The sequence below is a fragment of the Actinomadura sp. CNU-125 genome, from assembly GCF_001942465.1.
Taxonomy (GTDB): domain Bacteria; phylum Actinomycetota; class Actinomycetes; order Streptosporangiales; family Streptosporangiaceae; genus Spirillospora.
The window spans coordinates 15,139-36,954 of record NZ_MKJY01000576.1 but is presented as its reverse complement, the minus strand read 5'-3'; the positions used below and the strand labels follow the sequence as shown (position 1 = coordinate 36,954).

Sequence of the window (21,816 nt, the reverse complement as noted above, 5' to 3'; positions counted from 1 at the left end):
AGGCCGGGGCGCGGGTCCGGGCAGCAGGCGTAGGTGAGGGCGGACGCGGCCGCCGGGCTCGTGCCGCCAGCTCGTCGAGTGCAGGAGGTGCGCGGTGGTGCCGGGCGGGAGGCCGAGCAGGTCGCGGGCGACCGCGTCGGGGTGCCGTCCGGCGGGCAGCGGGCCGGTCGCGGAGCGGTGCGCGAGGCCGCCGTCGGGGGTGACCCGAAGGGCGATCGCCTCGACGGCGACGGCGGCGGGCGCGTCCACGACCTGTTGCGAACCCATCGCAACAGCATGCCAGACGCGTTCGTGCGCTCGTCGCGCGGACCGGGGAAGACGCAGGTCAGGACGTTGCCGCGGGCTCCCATTGGGTGCCGTCCGGGGTGTCGTGGAGTTCGAGCCCGGCGGCGGTGAGCGCGGCGCGGATGGCGTCGGCGGCGCCGTACTCCCCCGCGCTCCGCAGGCGTGGCGCGGACGGCGACGAGCGCGTCCACGGCGGCGCGCGGGCCTCGCGGGGGTCGCGCAGCCCGTCCCCGGCGGCCCGGCCGAGCCGGACGATCAGGCTGCGCAGCACGTCGCGGGCCCATTCGGTGCCGCCCTCGTCCTCCTCGGTGTCGCCCGCCCAGCGCGCCACGGCCGCCTCGATCTCCAGGACGGCGCGGACGAGCGCGTCCACGTCGGCGCACGCGAGCGCGTCCGCGAACCGGGCCTCGCAGCCGGTCACCGTCTCGCGCAGGGTGGCGGTCTCGGGCCCGGCCTCCGGCGCGGGCGACGCGGCCGGGCGCGCGGCGGGCGCGGACTCGCCCCGCACGAGCGCCCGCAGTTCGCCCAGCGTGATCGCCTCCCCCGCCGGGACGGTCGTGCTCGTCCCGCGCGCCGGACGGTCAGGACGCCGCGCCCGCGCACCCGCACCCGGTCGCGTCCGGCGTCGATGACGGCGGCGGTGTGCTCGTCGAGGCCGAGCACGGCGGCGTCGTCCGGGAGGTCCCGCTCCAGGATCCGCAGACGGCGTTCCCCCAGGTAGCAGTACCGGGTGTCGTGGGTGCCGCCCTCGGCGTTGTCGTAGTGCGGGATCATCGCGACGCGCAGGCCGAGGCGGCCGAGGACGTCCAGGCCGGGCGTCCAGTGGGGCGCCGCGCCCGCCTTGTAGATCTCGTAGACGGGGATCGCCCAGGCGCCGAGCGTGCAGGCGGCGGCGGAGGCGAACACGAGCGCGGCGCGGCCGGTGCGGGCGTGGTCGTCTAGGGCGTCGCCGACCGGGCCGCCGCGCCAGCAGGCGAGCGCGTAGGTGGGGCTGCCGGGCCCGGCGAAGATCCAGTCGGCGGCCCGGACCGCCGCGAGCCCGGCTTCGGGGTCGCCCGCGCAGGCGCCGTCCCATTCCCGGACGTCTCCCCGCAGACCGGACGGTACGTCGACGTCGAGCCCGACGCTGCGCGCGAAGTAGTCGCGCGCCCGCGCGGAGATCTCGGCGGCGTTCTCCTGGAAGCCGTAGGGCGTGTCGAGCACGACGGCGCCCGCCGGACGGGCCCGCGCGACGACGTCGCGGTGCACGCCGACCATCGTCGGCGTCGTCTCCCCCGAACCCATCAGCACGATCAGCGGGCCGCGCGGGCCGTCGCTGCGGGCGGTCCCGTCCATGACTCGCAGTTTGACACCGTCCGTCCGGCCCGTCCACGGGGCCGGACGGCGGCGGGCGGCGCCGGGCGGCGGACGTCAGGTGGGGGCGCGGGTCTCGTAGCCGCTGGCCTGCAGGGTGAAGAGGCGCGCGTACTCGCCGTCCCGCGCCATCAGTTCGTCGTGCGTCCCGCGTTCGGTGATGCGGCCCTCGCTCAGGACGACGATGAGGTCGGCGTCGCGGACGGCGCCGAGGCGGTGCGAGATGAGGACGCTCGTCCGGTCGTGCCGGTGCCGCCGGAGCGACGCGTGGACGGCGTGCTCGGCGTCCGCGTCGAGGCCCGAGCTGGGTTCGTCCAGCAGCAGCAGGTCGCGGTTCTGCCGGAGGAACGCGCGGGCGAGGGCGAGGCGCTGCCACTGCCCGCCGGACAGGGCGACGCCGGACTCCTCGTCCTGACCGCCGAAGATCCGGCTCAGCATCGTGTCGTAGCCGTGCGGGAGCGCCTCCAGCGGCTCGTGCACCCCGGCCCGCTCGGCGGCCGCGCGGATCCGTTCCGGGTCGTCGCCGGCGGTGAGGTCGCCCAGCATGATGTTCTCGGCGGCGGTGAGGTCGTACTCCATGAAGTCCTGGAACACGACGCCGATCCGTTCGCGGAGTTCCGCCGGGTCCATGTCGCGGAGGTCCACGCCGTCCCAGCGGACCGAGCCCTTGTCCGGGTCGTACAGGCGGCACAGCAGCTTGACGAGCGTGCTCTTGCCCGCACCGTTCACGCCGACCAGCGCGACGCTCGTACCGAACGGGACGAACAGGTCGATCCCACGCAGGATCCACGGATGTTCGTCGCTGTACCGGAACCAGACGTCGCGCAGCTCGATGCCTTCCCGAAGCTCGGGGACGGGCACGGGGTCGGAGCGGACGGGCAGTTCGGGCTCGGCCGTCACGACGGTGGAGAAGTGGCCGAACAGCAGCAGGGCGTTGTGCGCGTCCGCCCACCGGTCGACGATCGAGGTGAGCGCCGTCTGGACCCCGGCGACGGCGGCGACGAACACGGTCACGTCGCCTGCCGTGATGCCGCCCGCCGCGGCCTCCCGCACGGCCCACACCAGGCCGCCGCCCGCGACGGCGCTGCCCGCGAGGGCCAGCAGGCTCTGGCCGCGCAGCGTCTTCAGGTCGACCCGGCGCTCGGCGTCGTTGGTGGCGCGGACCTCGCTGAGCATCCGGGTGCGGAAGAAGTCTCCCAGCCCGAACAGCCGCACTTCCTTGGCCGCCTCGGGCCTGGTCAGCAGCCCCCCGTAGAAGACCTCGCGGCGCATCCCGGGGCTGATCCGCCACATCGTCTGGGCGCGTTCCCGGCTGAGCCCGAGCTGGATCCAGATCGACGGCAGCGCCGCCAGGCAGATCACCGCGACCAGCAGCGGATTGATCACCAGCAGTGTGCCGACGAAGCCGGACATGGTGATGACGGACTGCCCGATGGTCAGCGCCCCGACGATCAGCCGGTCGGGCGCGTTCTGGCTGGACTCGTGCGCGAGCCGCAGCGTGTCCTGGAACGCCGGGCTCTCCAGCCGGCGCAGCCCCGGGTCGGCGCCGACCGCGCCGAACAGCCGGTCGATGACCAGGGCACGCACCGCCCGGCGCAGCTGCGCCTGCGCGTAGGTGGACGCGTGCGGCAGCACGATCACGCACAGCCCGCACAGCGCGAGCCCGGCGGCGAGGAACGGCAGGACGTCCCGGTCGCCCCCGCCCGCGAGCGCGTCCAGGACGAGCTGGTCAGCCACGCCGTCGCGACGGGCGCGAGCCCGGCGAGGACGGCGAGGAGCACCGCCGCGGCCGGTCCGCCACGGGTGCGCCCGCCACGCCAGCGCGGCCGACCGTCGCGGCCCGCCGCACCGTCCCGCCGGAGCCTCCACCACGGCCGGGGCCGGTCACGCGCCCGCCGGGACGGGCAGCCCGGACGGCAGCAGCGTCGCGGACGTCACCGCGGCGCGCTCGCCGACGACGTAGAAGCTGGGCGTCGCCGGACGCCCGAACGCGGTGTGCACCGGCCCGTCCGCCGGTTCGACGACGACGGTGGCCAGCGCGGACAGCGCGTCGACGTAGGGTCGCGCACCGTCCCGGTCCCCCTCGATCACGGCGAGGACGCGCCGGGCGTCCAGGTGCCGGATCCGTTCGGTGAACTCGGGCAGGCGTTCCCGGCAGGAGGCGCAGGCGGTGGAGAACAGCGCCACGACCGTCGGCTCGGCGAAGAAGGCGCGGTCCACGGCGGTGCCGTCGACGGCGGTACCGGCGAACTCGGGCAGCGCGGTGCCGATCGGCGTGAACGGGGGCGGCGCGTGGGCGCCCTCCAGCAGCGCCGCGTGCTCGCGGAGGCGGCGGACGACCGCCAGGGTGAGGATCAGGTCGAACGCGCAGAGGAGGCCGACGAAGACGACGCCCGCGACGAGGTAAGGCAACGATGGTCCCTTGTGGCGAGGCCGGGCCTTCTCATCGCGGGGCGCGTGCGGACGGCGCGATCAGCAGGTCGGTCAGCTCGCCGAAGAAGATGAACACCAGGGTGAGCACGCCCGCGCCCGCCATCGCGACGACCGCGCCCGCCGGGTGCACCGGCCCCGGCGCCGCCAGGTGCGCGGCGAGACCGGCGGCGGCGACGGCGGTGAGGGCGAGGTTGCGCACGACGTGGACGCGGCCGATCGGGTCCGCGCGCGTCCCGAAGCAGCGGCAGGTCGCGCCCCGGCCGGCCCGGAGCGCGCGCGGACGGCCGCGGCGAAGACGAGCAGGACGGCACCTGCCAGCGCGAGGCCGGCCGGTGCCGTCCCGTCGATCGCCAGCAGTACGACGGCGGCCGACTCGGCGGCCACCACCGCGCCGGCCGTGGCCGTCCGCGGGAGGCGGGGGGCCAGGCCGGGCACCGACAGCCCGAACTCGCGGAACGCGGTCCGGCCGCGGACCTTGCCGAGCACCGCGACCAGGAAGATCGTTCCGAGGACGCAGCGGGCGGCCAGCGCGACGTACTGCATGATGGCGGGGTACCGGCTTCTAGTGGCAGGTCGTGATGCCGGCGTAGATGCAGCAGTGGATGCCCGTACGGGTCCACCAGCACGCGTCGGCACTGGCGGTCTTGCCGGGCAGGATCTTGCCGAGCATGCGGTCGCCGAGGCGGTTGACTGCACGGATCATGGGGGCTCCTCTGGTCGAGCCGGTGGGGGTTCCGGCTGCGGGATACCGGGCCGCGGCGCGCCTCTCACCGGGATGATCGGCGCTCGCTGAGCAGAAGCTAACCCCGGCGATCACCGTCGACAAGGAGCCGTTTTCCCCCGGGAGCCGATCTTGTGAACTTACCGTTCAACGCTCGCCTGATCTTGGTGCTTGTTGCCATGGGACGGGTGGTTTAGAAGGGGCCCCGGCAACGTTCAAGCGGCGCACCACCACGCCCAGTAGCCGGTCGCCGGAGAACAGCCCGCGCATGCGGGAATCGACGCTGTCGGGGTTGTCGCCGAGCACCGCGAGGGCCCCGGGCGGCACCGTCCGGTCCGCGCCCGGGACGCCCGGCGGCAGCGGGTCCCCGGGCAGGGCGGCGACGCGCTTGACGTTCCAGATCCGGCCGTCCGGCCCGGCGGGCCCCGGCGCGTAGGGGCCGTCGAGGGGAGGCTCCAGCACGACGACGTCCCCGCACCGGACGTCGCGGAGCGACCGCCTGCGGACGAGGAGACGGTCGCCGTCGCCGAACGCGGGCAGCATGCTCGTCCCGGCGACGGTCACGACCACCAGGTTGCCGCGCGCGCCCAGCGGACCGCCGCGAAGGCCCCCGCCGCCACCGCCGCGAGCGAGGCCGCGCCGCGCCCGCCTCGACGCGGGCCCGCCGTCCGGGAGAAGTCGACATTGCGATCATGGGCGACAAAGGTAGCCCCGCCGCCCGCCGGGGCGGGCTCGCGTCACGTGGAGCGCGGGGCTTCGGCGCGCGCCCGTCCGCGGTCCGCCGGGGGCGCGGACAGGCCCGCGGTCGTGAAGGCGATCACGGTCGCGGTCTCCGGCAGCGGCGCGACGGACGTGGGGACGGGCGCGACCGCGCGACCGTAGATCTCCAGCAGCAGCGTGAACGCCAGCCGCCACCGGTCGGCGACCTCCCGGACGGTCAGGTCCGGGAGCGCGCGGCCGAGCATGACCTCGAACGGCGCCTGCCCGAACCAGGGCGAGCTGGCGGGCAGCCGCGCCGCCGCCAGCACCGAGCGGGCCAGCAGGTGGCAGAGCATCCGGCCCTTGGCGGTGCGGGTGAGCTCCTCGAACGGCTCGACGATCGCGGCGACGAGGTCGGCGACGGCGAACGCCGCGCCGCCGTCCTCGCTCGCGGCCGACCGCCGGGCGATGTCCTCCAGCCGCTCCGCCCACAGCGGCAGCAGCTCCCGTTCGAGCAGCGCCGTGACGAGGCCCTCGCGGGAGCCGAAGTGGTAGTGGACGGCGCCGGGGTTCAGCCCCGCCTCGGCGTTGATGGCGCGGACCGACACCTGGTCGGCGTCCTTGGCGAGGAAGAGGCGTTCGGCGGCGTCGAGCAGCCGGTCGCGGGTCGAGGGCTCGCTGGTGGAAGACGAGGTGGGGGCCATGCGGACATTGCATCACACCCGGTGCCATCACATGTCAATCAGTGATTGAATGGTGGGTGAGACGCTTGCCGAAATTCGTGAGGAGACCGAGCGTGGGAACCTTCGCAGTCACCGGATCCGCGTCGGGCATGGGCGCGGCGACCAAGGCCGTCCTGGTCGAGGCGGGGCACACCGTCATCGGGGTCGACCTGCGCGACGCGGACGTCGTCGCCGACCTCGGCACCGCGGCGGGGCGCGCGTCCGCCGTGCGCGAGGTCCTGTCGATCAGCGGCGGGACGCTCGACGGCGTCGCGGCCGTCGCGGGCGTCGGGCCGAACATGCCGGACTCGTCCGCCGTGATGTCCATCAACTACTTCGGGCCCGTCGCCGTCCTGGACGGCCTGCGTCCCGCACTCGCCCGCTCCGGTGCGGGCCGCGCCGTCGCGATCGCGTCGAACTCCGCGACGACCGTCCCGCTGATCGACGACGCGCTCGTCGAGCACGCCCTCGCCGGGGACGAGGACGCCGCGCGCGCCCGCGCCGCCGAGGCCGCGGCGGCGATGCCGAAGGAGATCGCCGAACTGGCGCCGCCGTCGATCATCGCGTACGCGTCCTCGAAGTTCGCGCTGGCCCGCTGGGTGCGCCGCACCGCCGTCACGCCCGAGTGGGCGCGGCAGGGCGTCCTGCTGAACGCGATCGCGCCCGGCGCCGTCCTCACCCCGCTGATGACGGGCTCGACCGGCGCCGCCGCCGACCACGACCCCGACGACTTCCCGACCCCGATGCCGCTCGGGATCTTCGGCGAGCCCGAGGACATCGCGTTCTGGGTGCACCAGTTCCTCAAGCCCGAGGCCCGCTTCACCACCGGCGCCGTCCTGTTCGTGGACGGCGGCACCGACGCCGCCATGCGCCCCGACGCGCAGCCGACCCCGCTGACCTTCTGACGGAGGCGAACATGACCGACATCTTCGAGCCCGCCCGCCTCGGCCCCCTGACCCTCCGCAACCGGACGATCAAGGCCGCGACCTTCGAGGGCATGACCAAGGGCGCCCTCGTCACCGACGACCTGATCGAGTTCCACCGGGCGCACGCGGCGGGCGGCGTCGCGATGACGACCGTCGCGTACTGCGCGGTCGCGCCCGACGGCCGCACCGAGTACGACCAGATCCACTGGCGCCCCGAGGCCATGCCCGGCCTGCGCCGCCTCACCGACGCCGTGCACGCCGAGGGCGCCGCCGCGTCCGCGCAGATCGGGCACGCCGGGCCGGTCGCGAACGGCCGCTCCAACGGCGTCCCGGGCATCGCCCCGAGCAAGTCGTTCAACCCGATGTCGATGCAGATGACGCGCGCCGCGACCCGCGCCGACATCGAGCGCGTCACCAAGGCCCACGCGAACGCCGCGCTGATGGCGATCGAGGCCGGCTTCGACGCCGTCGAGATCCACCTCGGGCACAACTACTTCGCCAGCTCGTTCCTCTCCCCGAAGATCAACAAGCGGACGGACGAGTACGGCGGCTCCCTCGCGAACCGTGCGAAGGTCGCGCTCGCGCCCGCGCCGTCCGCGAGGCCGTCGGCGACCGCATCGCGATCCTCGCCAAGCTGAACATGGACGACGGCGTCCCCGGCGGGTTCTGGCTGGACGAGAGCATCCAGGTCGCGAAGTGGCTGGAGGCGGAGGGCTCGGTCGACGCCCTCGAACTGACCGCGGGCAGCTCGCTGCTCAACCCGATGTACCTGTTCCGCGGGGACGCCCCGGTGCGCGAGTTCGCCGACACGTTCAAGCAGCCGCTGAAGCTCGGCATCCGGCTCGTCGGGGACAAGTTCATCCGCGAGTACCCGTACGAGGAGGCGTACCTCCTCGGCAGCGCCCGCCAGTTCCGCGCGGCCCTCGACCTGCCGCTCGTCCTGCTCGGCGGCGTCACCGAGCGCGCCACGATGGACCGGGCGATGGCCGAGGGCTTCCAGTTCGTCGCGATGGGCCGCGCCCTGCTGCGCGAGCCGGACCTGATCAACCGCATCCAGGCGGACGCGTCGACGACGTCGCTGTGCATCCACTGCAACAAGTGCATGCCGACGATCTTCAGCAAGACCCACTGCGTGCTGGCGTAGGACTCCGCCGGGCCCGGCCCGGGCCCGGCGGGAACGTCAGCCCCCGGTCGTGGGGACGGTCACGGACGCGGACGTCACGTCGATCCATCCGGCGGCGCGCTGCTGGTTGTACACGGCGCTGTTCGGGACGATCTGGAGCTTGAGCTTCGAGCCGGGGCGCAGGCGCCACGCGACGGCCTCCAGGTCGATCGTCAACTCGTGCGCGGCGCCGTCCAGCGTGACCGGCACCGGGGTGACCATCCCGTTGACGACCTGCGGGTCGCCCTCGGCCAGCGGCGGGAGCACCGACGCGGGCAGGTCGGCCGGCACCGGGACGCTCGCGTCGATCAGCTGCGCGTAGACCGACGTCGTCGCGTCCGTCGCCCGGCCCCGGTACTTCATCGTCAGCTCGGGCGCGCCGACGAGGACCCCGCCGGACGGCGCGTCGATCGGGATCTCGATCCGGTTGTGCGAGTAGCCGCCGGTGAACATGGCGCCGGAGTTGTCCGCCGGGCTGAACAGCGTCGTGCCCGAACCCGTCCCCCGCGCGGGCTCCGCGGCCGGGGGCGGGAACGCCGCCGCCGAGTGCCGGACGCCCGTGTTGTCCGGGTACGTGAACTCCGGGCCCGTCCGGACGCTCCTGTCGCCCCGCAGATACCGCTGGAACCACGCGAGCGTCGCCTCGCGGTCGACGGACGGGTCGTGTTCGGCGTCCATGCAGTTCGCGTGGCCGCCGCACGTCCACACCATTTTGACCGGTACGCCGTTCGCCTTGACCGTCCGGTACCCGGCGATGGCGTGGCTCACCGGGAACAGGGTGTCGGTGACGCCCTGGACGAACAGGGTCGGGACGTCGATGTTCCGCATGAGGAAGTCGGGACCGTGCTCGCGCATCCACGTCTCGTCCGGCTTCGTGACCTCGCCGGTGGTCAGCGCGCGCCAGCAGATCGACGACACCCGCGGGTGGAACTCGTTGCCGTTCTGCAGGCCCGCCGAGCACAGCCCGAACGCCCATCCGGCCTTGATCGTCCGGTTCGGGTACAGCGCGTCGTTCAGCGAGTAATAGGTGTACCCGGGGACGAGCACGTCGACCCGGTCGTCCAGCCCGGCCGTCACGAGCTGGATCGCGCCGCCGTAGCTGCCGCCCGCCATGCCGAGCCGCGGGTCGCCCCGCCCGTCCAGTTCCGCCTCGGGCTGCTTCGCGATCCAGTCGATCAGCGCCCGCACGTCCCGTCCCTCGGCGCGCGGATCGTCGATCCGCACCTGCCCCTCGGAGCCGAACCCGCGCGGGTTCCAGGTGACGACGTTGTACCCGGCGTCCAGCAGGTAGCCCAGCTCACCGGCCTCCGGGTCGGTCGCGCCGCGCCCGCCGAACCCCGAGCCGAGCAGCACGGACTCCGCGCGCTCGCCCTCGCCGAGGCCGGGCGCCGGGAAGAAGTTCGTGACGATCCCGGTCCCGTCGAACGATTCGACCTCGACCGTCCGCCCCGCCGCCTCCTCCGCCATGGCGGGGGCGGCCGCGAACCCGGCGGACAGGAGCACGCTTCCGGCCACCAGGGCCGCGATCTTGGAAGGCATGCCGGAAACCTAATTCCATTCGGGTTTCGCGTCCAGACACGAAACCGTCTCATTTCCGGCTCTGCAGTACGGTCGGGCGGGTGACGACCCAACGCAAACCGCGCGGCCCGTACCGCAAGGGCGTCCGGCGACGGGAGCAGATCCTCGACACCGCGCTGGAGGTGTTCGCCGGACGCGGCGACGCGCCGCTGCAGGAGATCGCCGACCGCGTCGGCCTGTCACAGGCCGGGGTCCTGCACTACTTCGGCTCCCGCGAGGAACTCCTCCTCGCCGTCCTGCGCCGCCGCGACACCCTCGACCTCGCGGCCTGCGGACCCGCCGAGGGCCCCGGCGAGGCCGTCGCCCGGACCGTCCGGAACAACATGGACCAGCCGGGCCTCGTCCGCCTGTTCGTCTCGCTGTCCGCCGCGGCGACCGACCCGTCCCATCCGGCCCACGCGTTCTTCGCCGACCGCTACCGCGACCTCACGGCCACGATCGTCCGCGGCCTGGAGACCGGCCGCCGGGACGGGAAGGTCCGCGCCGACGAGGACGCCGCGCACATGGCCCGCCTCCTCCTCGCCGTGTCGGACGGCCTGCAGCTCCAGTGGCTCCTCGACCCGTCCCTCGACATGGCCGCCCTCGTCGAAACCTTCGACCGCCTCTGCGCGGCCCCCCGCGAGGAATGACCTAAGGCAGGATCGCGTCGACGTACCCGCCGTCGACCCGCACCGCCCCGCCCGTCGTCGCCGACGCGTGCGCCGAACTCAGGTAGACGACCATGTTCGCAATCTCCTCCGGCTCGATGAGCCGCTTGAGCAGGGAGTTCGGACGGTGCGCGGCCATGAACCGGCGCTGCGCCTCGTCCCACGGCAGGTCGTCCCCGACCATCTCGGCGACGAAATCCTCGACGCCCCCGGTATGCGTGGGCCCCGCGAGAACGGTGTTGACCGTGACGCCCGTCCCCGCGACGGCCTTGGCGTAGCCGCGCGACACGGCGAGCAGCGCCGTCTTCGACACGCCGTAATGCACCATCTCCTCCGGAATCGTCACCGCCGAGTCGCTCGCGATGAACTGCACCCGCCCCCACCCCCGCGCGGTCATGCCCGGCAGATAAAGGCGCGCGAGACGCACGCCCGACAGCACGTTCACCTCGAAGTACCGTCGCCACTCCGCGTCGTCGATGTCGAGCACGGGCCGCGCCCCGAAGATCCCGAGGTTGTTCACCAGGATGTCGACGTCGGGCACCTGCTCCCGCACCGCCTCGGCGCCCTCCGCCGTGGCGACGTCCGCCACCGCTCCCCGCAGGTCCGCGCCCGGCAGCTCCGCCCGCAGCCCGTCCAGCGCCGCGGCGACGCTCCCCTCCGAACGTCCGTTGACGACGGTGGACGCCCCGGCCCGCGCGAGCCCCGCGGCGATGGCGCGTCCGATGCCCTTGGTGGACCCGCTGACGAAGGCGGTCCGTCCGCTCAGATCGATGTCCATGCCGAGGACCATGCCCGCCCAGCCGCCTCCTGCGCATCGGATGCCGAATTTCTGCGCCCGCGACGACTCTTCTGCCTCGCGCTCCTCGCCTCCGCCGCCAGGAGCCGGCTCAGCTCGTTCGCCCCGAGCTTGGCCGTCCTCGCCCTCGGCCGGATCGTATCGGGCGCGGCCACGATCCCGTTCTATCGATCATCGCGGTCACCCTGCTGGTGCCCACCAACCGCCGCGGGTTCGCGATCGGCGTCGTCTCCGCGGGCTCCAGGATCGGCACCGCCGTCGGACCCGCCGTCGGCCAGCTCTTCGGCTGGTCGGCACTTCTCTGGCTGACGCTCGTCCCCTCCCTCGCACTGCCGCGCGGCCATGCGCGTGCTGCCCGCCAACGCCCCGACCGGCGCGTCCCCGTTCGACCTCGCGGGCGGTGTCCTCCCTCAGCCTCGGCAGCGGGCTCCTGCTGTTCGGCATCACGCAGGCGCAATTCACCGGCCCGTCCTTCCCAACACCTTGGGGCAGCCCCCTGGCGACCGCCCTCGTACTCATCGGACGGCGCACCGTCCGCTCCCCGCACCTGTCCGTCTCGCCCGCGCTGTTAGCCAACCGCGTCTACCGCACCGTCTTCTCGCCCTACTGATCGCCTGCTGCCTAGGCCCCCACCCACCCGTCCGCGGCCGTCCTGTCGGCCCGCCCGGACGAGGTCCGCTAGAACGCTCGGGACGAGAAGCCCCGACCGCTACGCGGGGTGACGCGGACGGCGACACAATCAGTCGCAACCGGGGCGCGTCCCGAGATGTGCCCCGGCCCTGGTCCATCCGCCCACACGGCGTCCGACCGGAACCGGCCAAGCCGGTCAAGTACGCCATCGGCACCCGAGAAAATGGCCACCCGCGAAGCCCGCGCCGAACGGACACGGGCGGGATCTGCCGAGGCCAAGGGGGGCCGTCTGTGTCCGGACGTCACGCGCTTCTCATCGGGGTTCCGCAGTGCGATGACGACCGGTTCAGCGAGATCGGCGATGTCGTGCGCAACGACGTCGACAGCATGCGTCGGGCGCTGGAGCCCTCCGGCTACGCGGTGACCACCTTCGGCGTGGACGACGGCGGCCCCGAGCCGACGAGGACGCGCATCCGGCGCGAGATTCGCACGGCGTGCAGCCAGGCTCCCCGCGACGGTGTGTTGCTGCTGTACTTCTCCGGCCACGGCATCAGCGTCGACGGGCGGGAACACCTCGTGCCCAGCGATGCGGACACGACGGACCCGCGGAGCCTGGTGCCTGTCACTCCAGACGATCTGGCCGACTGCCGCGCCCGACTCGTGGTCTTCTTCGTCGACGCCTGCCGAGACGATCCAGCCCGCAAAGAAGCGCCCGCCCCTGTCGGCGGCAGCATCCCCTACCCGGCAGGCGGTTCGTTCGTCCTCGTCAATGGTTGTGAACCCGGCCAGCGCTGTCACTACACAGACACCTACAGCATCTTTACCCAGGCGCTCTCACAGGTCTTGGATCGTCGCCATCCCGCTCGTGCACTGTCGGAGGTCATCGACGAGGTCACTCGGGAGATCCGCCGCCGCGCAAAACGCAACGAGGAATTGCAGCAGTCCCCGGGCGTCCCGCATCCGGCCATGCTCCGCGACGCCGCGGACGTACCGATCTGCGATGGCGACGAGCTGACCGGCGCCTGGCGGCGGGCAGCCGATACCACCGGCCTGTGGGCGTACTGCGCCGATGAGCCCTCACATTTCGACGGCGCCCGCGAAGCCGTCCTGTCTTTGGTCGAGAACTGTGGTCGCGGCTGCGGCGAAGCTTTCGACGTGCTGCGATCCCGCACCGGGATCGACGATCCGTGGTTCGATCAGAACTACCCCATCCGCGTTCTCGAACGGATGACGTCTCTGCTCGGCGAACCGGCGCAACTCCGTCCGGCCGAGGCCGCGGTCCTGATCGCCGCCCCCTTTCTTCGCGAAGTCGTACTCGCCGAGGGCATCCGGCTGGCGGCGGGCATCGCGCCCACCGACTTCACACGCACCTACCGGCAGGGGGCGCGCACCGACCTGGAGATCACGCACGAGATGCACCAGCAGATCGTCCGCCGTGCGGATGGGCTGGGGCGCCGGGGCCGAACGGAGGAACGGGATGCGCTGGCGATGTGGCTCGTCCACCAGTGGCTCACCACACGCCAGTCGGTCTGGCAGAGTGCCCTCGCGCGCGACTGTTACCGGCGAGGCGCACGGCTGCTCGGCGGAGCCGCGATGGGCATGACAGCAGGCGAGACCGAGAAGCTGATGGAGGCGCTACTCCGTGCGGTCGGAGCCCGTCCTGCGGACTCGGTAGTCATGGAACGGCTCAACGCCGACCACCTCGACGGCCGATGGCGGGCGCTCGCCGGTGTCCTCTGGCTGAGCGGCACCATCGCCGCGGACCTGCGCCGGATGCCCGCAGTCATCGCCGACCACATCGGCACCCGCATGGAACTGCCTCTGTCCACGGTCAAGAACGCCGCCGACCGGCTCACCTGGACACGCCGGAGCGACGGTGCCCTCGACCTGCGGATGCCGTGCGACCATCCGGCGCAGCATGCGGCGTTCGACGACATGGTCGCCCGCGCGAGCCGGGCTCGCGACACCATAGCGCGGCTGACGATCGACGCCCGGATCGATGAGGCCTTGCCGCTTCGGTTCACCGCGCGCGGCCTGCGTCCCGAACGGCGTCCGGACGACGCTCCCGCGTTCGAAGTGCCGATCTCACGTTTCCACCTTGCGGAGGACAAGGTGCGCGAACTGCTGATGGGCCGCCAACTGTACGACGATCCAGCGCTCGCGATCCGGGAGCTATATCAGAACGCCCTCGACGCATGCAGGTACCGTGACGTTCGTCTGGAAGGCCTTCGCCGCTCCGGGAAGTTTCCGGGGACATGGACTGGGTGCATTTCGTTTCGCCAGGGATTCGAGGGCGACCGCGAGTACATCGAGTGCGAAGACAACGGTGTCGGGATGGACATCGAGACGCTAAAGCAGGTCTTCGCGAACGCGGGCGAGCGGTTCGTCTACCGGGAGTCCTTCCGAGCCGAGCAGGCCGCCTGGCAGGATCTGGACCCACCGCTACAACTTATCTCCAACAGTCAGTTCGGTGTCGGAGTGTTCAGCTACTTCATGCTTGCCGACGAGATCACCTTGGTGACCCGCCCGGTGGGAACGAACGGAATCGTGGCGGATGCAGCGTCGCGCGTCGATATCGCCAGCAGTGGCAGCATGTTTCAGATCACGACCGCCGACGAACTACCGGCCGGTGGCACCCGCGTGCGTCTATACCTCACGGGCGACGACGAGCACATGTCGGTCCTCACCACCATGCGAAAGTTGCTGTGGATCTCCGACTTTCTGGTCGAAGTCACCGATCACGACTCGACGACAGAAATCTGGAAACCCCGCGAACTGCGTTACCTGGACGAGACGGCCGAATCACTCAGGTACGGGGAGGACCTCTGGTGGGTCTCGGGCGACGGCGGACTTGCCGCAGACGGCATCCGGACCAACGAAGAGTTCTTCGGCCTGCTTGTGAACCTGCGCGACACTCGGCGCCCGCAGTTCACCGTGGACCGCAAGAAACTGCGCAAGTGGGATCGAGTATGGGTCCGGGAGCAGATATCGCATTCTCTCCCAGACTTGATTAATTGGCCCGGCTTCACCCTCTCCTGGCTATGGCAGGTCGCCGAGTCCAACCCGGAGATCGCGCAGCAGATTTTCGAGTACGCCGTGGCGGAGAGAGTTTCCGTTCCGGTCGGTAGCGCCTGGGGTCACGGCGCCGAGGTCGTCCTGAACGATATGGGATGCCTGCCCTACGATCAAGAACTCTTCAAGCCCGAGAACTGGCTGCGTTACTTCGCACGCTGGTTCGCCGCATGGCGAGCAGGCCGCTGGGCTCGGCTAGTGGGCGCGCACCCCAACACGCAGACGACGCCGCAGGTGATCACCGGTGACGGCCTTCCCATTGTCGAGCCGATCGACGGGGAATTGCTGGGAAACATATCCCATTTCCATCGAGACGATGCTGCCCAGGTCGACGACATCCTACTGGCCACCGTACATGACCGGCAGCCGATGAATGCCAGAATGCGGCGCTTGCGACGCTATTCCAGTGTTGGCATGAACTTGTCCAAGATGCGCGACTGCCCATCCTTGGACATAACGATCGATAAGCGTAGCCACTTCCCACTGGTTCGCGCTTTTGCGGCCTGGTCCCGTCCGGGCGAGCCCCCGCACCGCGTGGTCGCCGGCTGGCTCGTCAAGACGTCGGCCGAACTTGATCTTCCGCTTGGGCAAGTGCTCGCGCGAGCTGCGGAGTTCATGCCACAAGACTGGTCGGAGCCCGACATCGCTCTCGGAGAACTTTCCGACCGCACCTGCACCAATGCCGACGCCAAGCTGGTTTCGGTCGACCTGGACGGATTTCCTCCCTGGATCGATTCTCCGCTCGGTCCGCTGCACATCGTGGAAGCGAGCAGCGCCCTCGGACGTGATGTGGCGCAGGTTCTCGACTTGTGCGACACCTTCGCCCCCTTGGGCATCGAGGTCGAAAGCCGGGAGAGCTACCCCGCCGACCTCACCCCAGTGGAGGTCGAGGCCCTTCATCACGTACGCACAATCGGCGAATCGCTTGAACCACTTCAACTCGTGTTGATCGCCTCCAAGGTGAGAACGACGGTGGGTGAAGTCCATGTGGGTCTCGCCCGACTGGAATCACGCGGCCTCCTCAAACTCCCAACTCTCCTCGAGGGCAACGACTACGCACCAGGGATCGACGACCTAGAGTTCATCGAGACGACAATGATGCGGCGAGTCACTTATCAGCGCACTCGCATTTTTACCCCGGAAAAACCATGCGTGACGCTTACACAAATCATTCACGCACGCCATTCATCGCAACGCCGTATCACACAGGCCACCAAACTGATACCCTTCGCACGGTCAAGCTCACCCGTCTCCTGGCCCGAGTTGGTCGACCTGGCCGGAGACCTTTGGTGTTCCGTAACCGACGCCCACACTGCACTCCTCGCGACGTTCCCGGCCACGGAAATGCCGACAATGATCGCGGAAAGTAAGGACATATATCCGCACGCCGAACTCAACATGGCCTTACTATCCCATTGGCTCGAGCGCCACGGCCCTGCGGCTTGGGCAATTACTCCTGGGGGCATCGTCGGAGGAGCAACCACCTTCGGCCAGTCAGTGGGAGGCTTCCTGGGAATACTCGAACCCTACCGAAAACTGGGAGCACCACTCCCAAATCTACCCCCGGACCTCCACGCGGAACTCAATCAGATTTTTCCCGACGAATACGACAAGGACATACTCAAGTCATTCAACGAACATGACAGCGATTTCTACATATCAGAGTTCGACGCACTCACGCTGACTCAGATATCTGGTCGGCTCGGCATGCAACCGTCCGAAATTCACCGGCGCCTGACACAGTTCGTGCCGATCGGGGTCGATCTCAATTACCCAACCGACCACGTTCCCGACGAGATCGTGCGGTGGCAGGACCTGTTGCTCCTCACCAGGTTCTTCGACGGACACGAGCCCGCCATCGCCGGACGGGTTACGCGCGAGCATCTCCGGCAGGCGGCCGAGGAAACCGAGGAGTCGGAGTCGTGGATCGTCGACCGCCTCAAGCTCTACGCACCATTGTTCGAGCTCGATCTGGGGGACGTCGTTGACTGAGATCGATCACCACCGCGACATCGCGTACGTCGAGACGGGCTTCGGCGTTCGCAGCGAGTTCACAGTCACCTCCGTGCCCGAAGGGATCGAGGTCGCCGGAGCCTGTCCGGCCTGCGGGGGCCGGACGATCATGCGCTTCGAACGGGGGATGCCCGGAGGCACGAAGGGGTTCTTCAGCCGACGAACCGAGTCCACATTCCCGAAGGACGCCACCGTGTTCTGCGACTGCGGCCACATGCACGCCGACCGTCCCGAGTTCGCGATCGACAACGGTTGCGGAGCGTTCTGGGAAGTCGAGTTGCCGTGAGCCAGAGCCTCGACCGCAAGCGCTGGGCGCAGAAGGCACAGCAGCTCAAGTTCACGCAGCTTGATACCGCCCGCAAACAGGCGGAGGGGTGGCGCACTGGTCTGGGCGGTCTCACGGCGCTGCTGAGTGCCGTCCTCATCGTGAAGGGGCGCGACAACATCACCGCGCTCACGCCGGCATTCCGCTGGGGCGTCGCCATCCTGCTCGGGGCCGCCCTCCTGATGCTCGTGATCGCGACGCTCCTCGCCGTCCGAGCGGCGTCGGGGCGCCCGGGGGAGAACTTCGAGATCAGGGGCGAGACACTCCGGGCATGGACGATGGCCGAGGTCAGGCGGATATCGACGTCGATCCGGTGGGCGGCCCGGCTGGCGACGCTGGCGATCGTGTGCGTGGCGGCCGCCGTCGGCTGCACGTGGCTCGGGCCTGAGGAGAAGCCGTCGACCCCGTTGATGGACGTCCAGCACGACAGCGGACGCACGTGCGGTGAGTTGCTCGGGATCGATGCCCGCAACCTGGTCGTGAAGGAGAAGTCGGCGGCCGCGCCACGTGTGATCCCTGCGGGCACCGTCGTGACGATGCACCGGGTCACCAACTGCAAGTAACCTCATGCGCCGACAATCCGACCGGCGCCCCGGTCACCCAGGATCCGAAGAACATCCGGTGCCTGAGCAGCCGCCCACGCCCACTGACTCAGCGGTTCCCCAGCGTGGCCACATGGAAACAGGAAGGCGAATCGTCGCTGATCCCCGTGGCAACCCCAGGAACCATGGAAAGTGGCAAGGACGCCGACGAAGGACGCCCATGTGGTCCCCCGCACCGCTGGCGTGCACCCACCCGCATCGCAAATTCCTCGCGCTCGTACAGCCTGCCGCATCTCCAGCCGATCGGCTGCAACGCCCAAGCCAGCGGGTCTGGTCGCGCATCGCCCTCTGAGTCGAGGACGAGACGTGAATCCTTTGACATCCCTCGACGCGAGGTGCGTTACTGCGGCGCGGACTCCCTTCGGCCGTCCGGTCGCGGTATATCACCTGGAGTCCTTACGCGGCCCGACCCGCCCTGCATCTCCGTCCTCCTGTCGGAGGTCGCTCTTTTGCTCACTCCGCCGCCTCTCCGACTCGGCCAGTTCGAGAAACTGGAGAAGGCCGCAGCTCTACCGCACGTCACCCTTCGGCTGCTCATGACCGATGCGGGTCCTCAGGAAGGGCTCGGTGGCACGTTCCACCTGTTCAGCGCCCCAGAGCGAGAGGTCGGGTTCGTCGAGACCCCCGCGCGCGGAAGACTGGTGACCGAAATGGGCGACCTGCGTAGACTCACCATTGCGTTCGATCGAACGAGCGGGCGCGCGCTCTCCCCCGAGGCCACCCGTGCCAGGCTCCGAGAAATGACCGAGGCTCAGCAATGACCCAGTGGCGAAAGTCCGTCCATAGCGCCGATTCCGGGCAAGAGGGCTGCGTCGAGTTGGCTCGTCTTCCCCTCGCGATCGGCGTCCGGGACAGCAAGGCTCCCGATGCCGGGCACCTGGTCCTGTCGCCGTCAAGCTTCGCCGAACTCGTGACGCGGGTGAAGCGCGGTGAACTCCACTCCTGACCTCTACTTCGATCCGGTGCCGCTGCTCGGTGACGCACGGGAGTCGTTCGGCGGGCGGTGGCGCGCCCGGAAATGGCTCAACGTGCCCGGCCCGTTCTACGGGGCGATACCGACAACTGCGGTACCGGACGGCTCAATGCCCCGGAGCTCGTGCTCTACGAGGCCGAGTACTTCACCGAGTACGTCTACCGCCAGCCCCGGACGCCGCAGGAACTCGCGCGGCTCGTCGACGCCGCCGAGGAGGACCCCTTCGTCGGCTACGGGTGCGACGGCGACGAGCACTGGACGCCGACGACCGTCCGGGAGTGGTGGCGGGATCGGGGCCGAATCCGGGAGTACCTGGAAAACCACCGGCGTGCTTGGGAGGAGGACGACGCGCGGTCGGGGCAGGGGACGGCCGCCGCCGCCCGCGGCTACGCCGCGTACCTCGACGGGGAGTTGGGCATGCATCTGCGGGTCTATCTCTTCTGGCTGGAAGAGGGGCGGTCTCCCGCGCCGACGGATCGGCTGCCTCCGCTCGCGGCGCGGTCCGTGGCTTAGCCTGCCGGGGAATCCTCGGGATGGGAGAGCGCCATGGGCAAGCTGGACGGCAAGGTCGCGTTCATCACCGGAGCGGCGCGGGGGCAGGGACGGAGCCATGCGGTGCGGCTCGCGCGGGAGGGCGCGGGGATCGTCGCGACCGATACGACGGCGAAGGCGGCGAGCGTCCCGTATCCGCTGGCCACGGCCGAGGATCTGACCGAGACGGTGCGTCTGGTCGAGGCCGCCGGGGGGCGGATCGTCGCCCGCGACGCCGATGTCCGCGACTCTTCGGCGTTGGCGGCCGCCGTCGAGGCGGGGGTCGCCGAGTTCGGACGGCTCGACATCGTCCTCGCCAACGCGGGCATCTCCGCGCCCGCGCCGACGCTGGAGATGAGCGAGGACACCTGGCAGGAGATGATCGACATCAACCTGACCGGCGTGTGGAAGTCGCTCAGGGTTTCGGTGCCGCACGTCGTCTCCGGGGGGCGGGGCGGCGCGGTCGTCATCACGAGTTCGATCGCCGCCTTCCACGCGAACGAGAACCTCGCGCACTACTCCGCCGCGAAGGCGGGCCTCGTCATGCTGATGAAGGTCATGGCGAAGGAGCTCGCCCCGCACGGCATCCGGGTGAACACCGTCCACCCGACGACGGTCGCGACCCAGATGGTCCTCAACGACGCCACCTACCGGTTGTTCCGGCCCGATCTGGACGAGCCCACGCGTGCGGACTTCGAGGAGGCGGCGCGGGCCGTCAACCGGCTTCCGGTCACCGCGCTCGAATCGGACGACGTCTCCAACGCCGTCCTGTACCTGGTCAGCGACGACGCCAAGTACGTCACCGGCACCACGCAGGTCCTCGACGCGGGTGCGGCCCTGTAGGTCAGCCGAGGACGAACGGGATCTTCGCGGCGCCCAGTGTGTTCTTCTCCCGGACGGTCGGGGCGCGGCGTCCGGTGCCGATCAGCAGCGCGTCGGTGTCGGTGAACGCGGCGGGGAACGGGAAACCGGCGATCTCCTCCAGCAGCGCGCGGGCCGCCGCGAGGGTCGCGGGCGGCGGGCCGGGGACGGACGGCAGGTGCGCGATCAGGTCGAGGTGGTGCAGGGTCCATTCGAGGACGTACGCGGACAGGTAGTCGCCCGCGGTCAGCACCTTGTCCTGCGTGCTCACCCGGACGGACGGGTCGGCGAGTGCGGCGGCGCGGCCCGCGGCCGAACCGACGTCGTCCAGGTGGAACTTGAGCAGCCGCGGCTCGCCGTAGGCGGCGGCGAGCCGGGGGATCAGCGCGTCGAGCGGGTCGTCGCCGGTCGGCGGGTCGACGAGGTTCCAGTAGGTCGCGGCGTTCGCGGTCGGTTCGGTGTCGGCGGGCGTGACCAGCGTGATCAGGACGTCCTGGGCGTCGATGACCAGGTGGCACACGAGGTCGCGGACGAGCCAGCCGGTGCATCCGGACGGGTGCGCGAAGTGCTCGTCCGGGAGTTCGGCGACCGCCGCGAGCAGCGCCGTCCAGGAGCGCGTGAACAGTTCCATTCAGGGGATCCTGGCGGCGGCGCAGTACATCGAGACGTCCTCCACGCTGGGGCGCTGCTCCGGCGGGGTGTCGGGGCGCCAGTCGACGACGGACGTGACGCCGGGGTCGATGAGGTCGAGTCCGTCGAAGAAGCGGGCGAACTCGGCGCGGCTGCGGAGCCGGAACGGGACGCCGCTGCGGGCGTTCGTCTCCTCGGCGGCGGCGTACTCGTCGGGGGTGAGGTGGTCGCCGGTGGCGTGCGTGATGACGATGTGGCTGCCGGACGGGAGCGCGTCGACGAGCTGCGCGACGAGCCCGTACGGGTCCTCGTCGTCGGTGATGAAGTGCATGATCGCGACGAGCATCAGCGCCGTCGGACGGGACGGGTCGAGGGTCGCGGCGAGTTCGGGCGCGGCGAGGATCTTCGCGGGGTCGCGCAGGTCGGCGTCGATGTAGGCGGTGCGGCCCTCGGGCGAGCTGGTGAGGAGGGCCCGCGCGTGGACGAGGACGACGGGGTCGTTGTCGACGTAGACGATGCGGGCCGCCGGGTCGACGGACTGGGCCACCTCGTGGACGTTGCCCGCCGACGGCAGGCCGGTGCCGATGTCGAGGAACTGCGCGACGCCGGCGTCGCGGGCGAGGTACCGGACGGCGCGGGCCATGAACTTGCGGTTCTCGCGGGCGGCTAGCGCGACGGTCGGGAAACCGGAGGCGACGGTGTCGGCGGATTCGCGGTCGACCGCGAAATTGTCCTTGCCGCCCAGCCAGTAGTTGTACCGGCGCGAAGGGTGAGCCTTCGTCGGATCGATCCCCGGCGAACCGTCCTATGGACGCCTCCCGTAGTTTTGGACCACTTTAATGCGGACGGCCGCACGA

The 21,816-nt window shown here is 70.8% G+C and carries 25 protein-coding genes and 2 pseudogenes; 13 read left to right on the top strand and 14 right to left on the bottom strand.

Annotated elements, in window-relative coordinates; all coding sequences use genetic code 11:
• The 10 genes and pseudogenes from BJF79_RS56740 to BJF79_RS44810 form a co-directional block, all read right to left on the bottom strand.
• On the bottom strand, positions 1–267 hold a 267-nt coding region (locus BJF79_RS56740; RefSeq protein ID WP_158079496.1), incomplete at its 3' end, for a hypothetical protein.
• Positions 268–325: 58 nt separating this feature from the next.
• Entirely contained in the window at positions 326–706 is a 381-nt protein-coding gene (locus BJF79_RS44840; protein WP_143220933.1) for a hypothetical protein, read from the bottom strand.
• Positions 703–1,620: a hypothetical protein gene (locus tag BJF79_RS44835; protein ID WP_075906736.1), complete on the bottom strand. Its 918-nt coding sequence runs from the start codon at positions 1,618–1,620 to the stop codon at positions 703–705. The genes BJF79_RS44840 and BJF79_RS44835 overlap by 4 nt, the downstream gene beginning before the upstream one ends.
• 75 nt (positions 1,621–1,695) lie before the next feature.
• Positions 1,696–3,375: an ABC transporter ATP-binding protein gene (locus tag BJF79_RS44830; RefSeq protein WP_262403499.1), complete on the bottom strand. Its 1,680-nt coding sequence runs from the start codon at positions 3,373–3,375 to the stop codon at positions 1,696–1,698.
• A gap of 147 nt (positions 3,376–3,522) precedes the next feature.
• On the bottom strand, positions 3,523–4,050 hold the full coding sequence (locus BJF79_RS44825; protein WP_075906734.1) for a TlpA family protein disulfide reductase: 528 nt from the start codon (positions 4,048–4,050) through the stop codon (positions 3,523–3,525).
• A 31-nt stretch (positions 4,051–4,081) separates the two neighbouring features.
• On the bottom strand, positions 4,082–4,270 hold the full coding sequence (locus BJF79_RS44820; protein WP_075906732.1) for a hypothetical protein: 189 nt from the start codon (positions 4,268–4,270) through the stop codon (positions 4,082–4,084).
• Between the two features lie 92 nt (positions 4,271–4,362).
• Positions 4,363–4,614, bottom strand: a pseudogene (locus BJF79_RS67980) (MauE/DoxX family redox-associated membrane protein); the annotation flags it as partial.
• 19 nt (positions 4,615–4,633) lie between these two features.
• Positions 4,634–4,774 carry a hypothetical protein gene (locus BJF79_RS56735; RefSeq protein WP_158079495.1) on the bottom strand — a complete coding sequence of 47 codons (141 nt, stop codon included), beginning with the start codon at positions 4,772–4,774 and terminating at the stop codon, positions 4,634–4,636.
• Positions 4,775–4,939: 165 nt separating this feature from the next.
• Positions 4,940–5,362, bottom strand: a complete 423-nt coding sequence (locus tag BJF79_RS44815; protein WP_262403498.1) for a S26 family signal peptidase — start codon at positions 5,360–5,362, stop codon at positions 4,940–4,942.
• A 167-nt stretch (positions 5,363–5,529) separates the two neighbouring features.
• On the bottom strand, positions 5,530–6,195 hold the full coding sequence (locus BJF79_RS44810; RefSeq protein ID WP_075906728.1) for a TetR/AcrR family transcriptional regulator: 666 nt from the start codon (positions 6,193–6,195) through the stop codon (positions 5,530–5,532).
• A gap of 92 nt (positions 6,196–6,287) precedes the next feature.
• Here BJF79_RS44810 and BJF79_RS44805 point away from each other — a divergent pair, with 92 nt between their 5' ends.
• Genes BJF79_RS44805 through BJF79_RS64505 form a run of 3 tightly spaced genes read left to right on the top strand, consistent with a single transcriptional unit; the run spans position 6,288 to position 8,283 of the window.
• Positions 6,288–7,118 (top strand): SDR family oxidoreductase, encoded by an 831-nt coding sequence (locus tag BJF79_RS44805; protein ID WP_075906726.1) that lies wholly within the window; start codon positions 6,288–6,290, stop codon positions 7,116–7,118.
• An 11-nt stretch (positions 7,119–7,129) separates the two neighbouring features.
• Positions 7,130–7,777, top strand: coding sequence for a hypothetical protein (locus tag BJF79_RS64510; RefSeq protein ID WP_262403497.1), 648 nt, complete (start codon positions 7,130–7,132; stop codon positions 7,775–7,777).
• 2 nt (positions 7,778–7,779) lie between these two features.
• Positions 7,780–8,283 (top strand): hypothetical protein, encoded by a 504-nt coding sequence (locus BJF79_RS64505; protein ID WP_262403496.1) that lies wholly within the window; start codon positions 7,780–7,782, stop codon positions 8,281–8,283.
• Between the two features lie 36 nt (positions 8,284–8,319).
• On the opposite strand, the gene BJF79_RS44795 is transcribed toward BJF79_RS64505, so the two are convergent.
• Positions 8,320–9,840, bottom strand: a complete 1,521-nt coding sequence (locus tag BJF79_RS44795; RefSeq protein WP_075906724.1) for a CocE/NonD family hydrolase — start codon at positions 9,838–9,840, stop codon at positions 8,320–8,322.
• Between the two features lie 80 nt (positions 9,841–9,920).
• On the opposite strand from BJF79_RS44795, the gene BJF79_RS44790 reads away from it, so the two are divergent.
• Positions 9,921–10,508, top strand: a complete 588-nt coding sequence (locus tag BJF79_RS44790; RefSeq protein WP_075906722.1) for a TetR/AcrR family transcriptional regulator — start codon at positions 9,921–9,923, stop codon at positions 10,506–10,508.
• 1 nt (position 10,509) lies between these two features.
• On the opposite strand, the gene BJF79_RS44785 is transcribed toward BJF79_RS44790, so the two are convergent.
• Positions 10,510–11,304: an SDR family NAD(P)-dependent oxidoreductase gene (locus BJF79_RS44785; protein WP_075906739.1), complete on the bottom strand. Its 795-nt coding sequence runs from the start codon at positions 11,302–11,304 to the stop codon at positions 10,510–10,512.
• Positions 11,305–11,333: 29 nt separating this feature from the next.
• Between BJF79_RS44785 and BJF79_RS67975 the strand changes: the two are divergent.
• The 9 genes and pseudogenes from BJF79_RS67975 to BJF79_RS44745 form a co-directional block, all read left to right on the top strand.
• Positions 11,334–11,642: pseudogene (locus BJF79_RS67975) on the top strand (hypothetical protein); the annotation flags it as partial.
• An 80-nt stretch (positions 11,643–11,722) separates the two neighbouring features.
• Complete coding sequence (locus tag BJF79_RS64500; protein WP_262403495.1) at positions 11,723–11,932, top strand: hypothetical protein; 210 nt, start codon at positions 11,723–11,725, stop codon at positions 11,930–11,932.
• 311 nt (positions 11,933–12,243) lie between these two features.
• A complete protein-coding gene (locus BJF79_RS44775; RefSeq protein WP_075906718.1) occupies positions 12,244–17,016 on the top strand; it encodes a caspase family protein in 4,773 nt (1,590 codons plus the stop codon).
• Complete coding sequence (locus BJF79_RS44770; protein WP_075906716.1) at positions 17,009–17,323, top strand: hypothetical protein; 315 nt, start codon at positions 17,009–17,011, stop codon at positions 17,321–17,323. The genes BJF79_RS44775 and BJF79_RS44770 overlap by 8 nt, the downstream gene beginning before the upstream one ends.
• The gene (locus BJF79_RS44765) at positions 17,320–17,925 is read left to right on the top strand and encodes a hypothetical protein (protein WP_075906714.1); all 606 of its coding nucleotides are present in this window, start codon (positions 17,320–17,322) and stop codon (positions 17,923–17,925) included. Before BJF79_RS44770 ends, BJF79_RS44765 begins: the two co-directional genes overlap by 4 nt.
• Positions 17,926–18,089: 164 nt before the next feature.
• Positions 18,090–18,725 carry a Scr1 family TA system antitoxin-like transcriptional regulator gene (locus BJF79_RS67970; RefSeq protein ID WP_410050221.1) on the top strand — a complete coding sequence of 212 codons (636 nt, stop codon included), beginning with the start codon at positions 18,090–18,092 and terminating at the stop codon, positions 18,723–18,725.
• Positions 18,722–18,910 (top strand): DUF397 domain-containing protein, encoded by a 189-nt coding sequence (locus BJF79_RS44755; protein WP_075906712.1) that lies wholly within the window; start codon positions 18,722–18,724, stop codon positions 18,908–18,910. Before BJF79_RS67970 ends, BJF79_RS44755 begins: the two co-directional genes overlap by 4 nt.
• Before the next feature lie 150 nt (positions 18,911–19,060).
• Positions 19,061–19,450 carry a hypothetical protein gene (locus tag BJF79_RS44750; RefSeq protein WP_262403494.1) on the top strand — a complete coding sequence of 130 codons (390 nt, stop codon included), beginning with the start codon at positions 19,061–19,063 and terminating at the stop codon, positions 19,448–19,450.
• A gap of 33 nt (positions 19,451–19,483) precedes the next feature.
• A complete protein-coding gene (locus tag BJF79_RS44745) occupies positions 19,484–20,311 on the top strand; it encodes a mycofactocin-coupled SDR family oxidoreductase (protein ID WP_075906711.1) in 828 nt (275 codons plus the stop codon).
• Position 20,312: 1 nt separating this feature from the next.
• Here the strand turns inward: BJF79_RS44745 and BJF79_RS44740 are convergent, their stop codons facing one another.
• Both BJF79_RS44740 and BJF79_RS44735 read right to left on the bottom strand, forming a co-directional pair.
• Positions 20,313–20,960, bottom strand: coding sequence for a maleylpyruvate isomerase N-terminal domain-containing protein (locus BJF79_RS44740; protein WP_075906710.1), 648 nt, complete (start codon positions 20,958–20,960; stop codon positions 20,313–20,315).
• Entirely contained in the window at positions 20,961–21,749 is a 789-nt protein-coding gene (locus BJF79_RS44735) for an SAM-dependent methyltransferase (protein WP_075906709.1), read from the bottom strand.
• Positions 21,750–21,816 lie beyond the last annotated feature (67 nt).

What these genes read in the sequence shown, in the direction of transcription:
- BJF79_RS44835 (WP_075906736.1), bottom strand. Translation starts at nt 1,620, where the DNA reads ATGGACGGGACCGCCCGCAGCGACGGCCCGCGCGGCCCGCTGATCGTG.
- BJF79_RS56735 (WP_158079495.1), bottom strand. Translation starts at nt 4,774, where the DNA reads ATGATCCGTGCAGTCAACCGCCTCGGCGACCGCATGCTCGGCAAGATC.
- BJF79_RS44810 (WP_075906728.1), bottom strand. Translation starts at nt 6,195, where the DNA reads ATGGCCCCCACCTCGTCTTCCACCAGCGAGCCCTCGACCCGCGACCGG.
- BJF79_RS64510 (WP_262403497.1), top strand. Translation starts at nt 7,130, where the DNA reads ATGACCGACATCTTCGAGCCCGCCCGCCTCGGCCCCCTGACCCTCCGC.
- BJF79_RS64505 (WP_262403496.1), top strand. Translation starts at nt 7,780, where the DNA reads ATGGACGACGGCGTCCCCGGCGGGTTCTGGCTGGACGAGAGCATCCAG.
- BJF79_RS44795 (WP_075906724.1), bottom strand. Translation starts at nt 9,840, where the DNA reads ATGCCTTCCAAGATCGCGGCCCTGGTGGCCGGAAGCGTGCTCCTGTCC.
- BJF79_RS44785 (WP_075906739.1), bottom strand. Translation starts at nt 11,304, where the DNA reads ATGGACATCGATCTGAGCGGACGGACCGCCTTCGTCAGCGGGTCCACC.
- BJF79_RS67970 (WP_410050221.1), top strand. Translation starts at nt 18,090, where the DNA reads ATGGAAAGTGGCAAGGACGCCGACGAAGGACGCCCATGTGGTCCCCCG.
- BJF79_RS44755 (WP_075906712.1), top strand. Translation starts at nt 18,722, where the DNA reads ATGACCCAGTGGCGAAAGTCCGTCCATAGCGCCGATTCCGGGCAAGAG.
- BJF79_RS44745 (WP_075906711.1), top strand. Translation starts at nt 19,484, where the DNA reads ATGGGCAAGCTGGACGGCAAGGTCGCGTTCATCACCGGAGCGGCGCGG.
- BJF79_RS44740 (WP_075906710.1), bottom strand. Translation starts at nt 20,960, where the DNA reads ATGGAACTGTTCACGCGCTCCTGGACGGCGCTGCTCGCGGCGGTCGCC.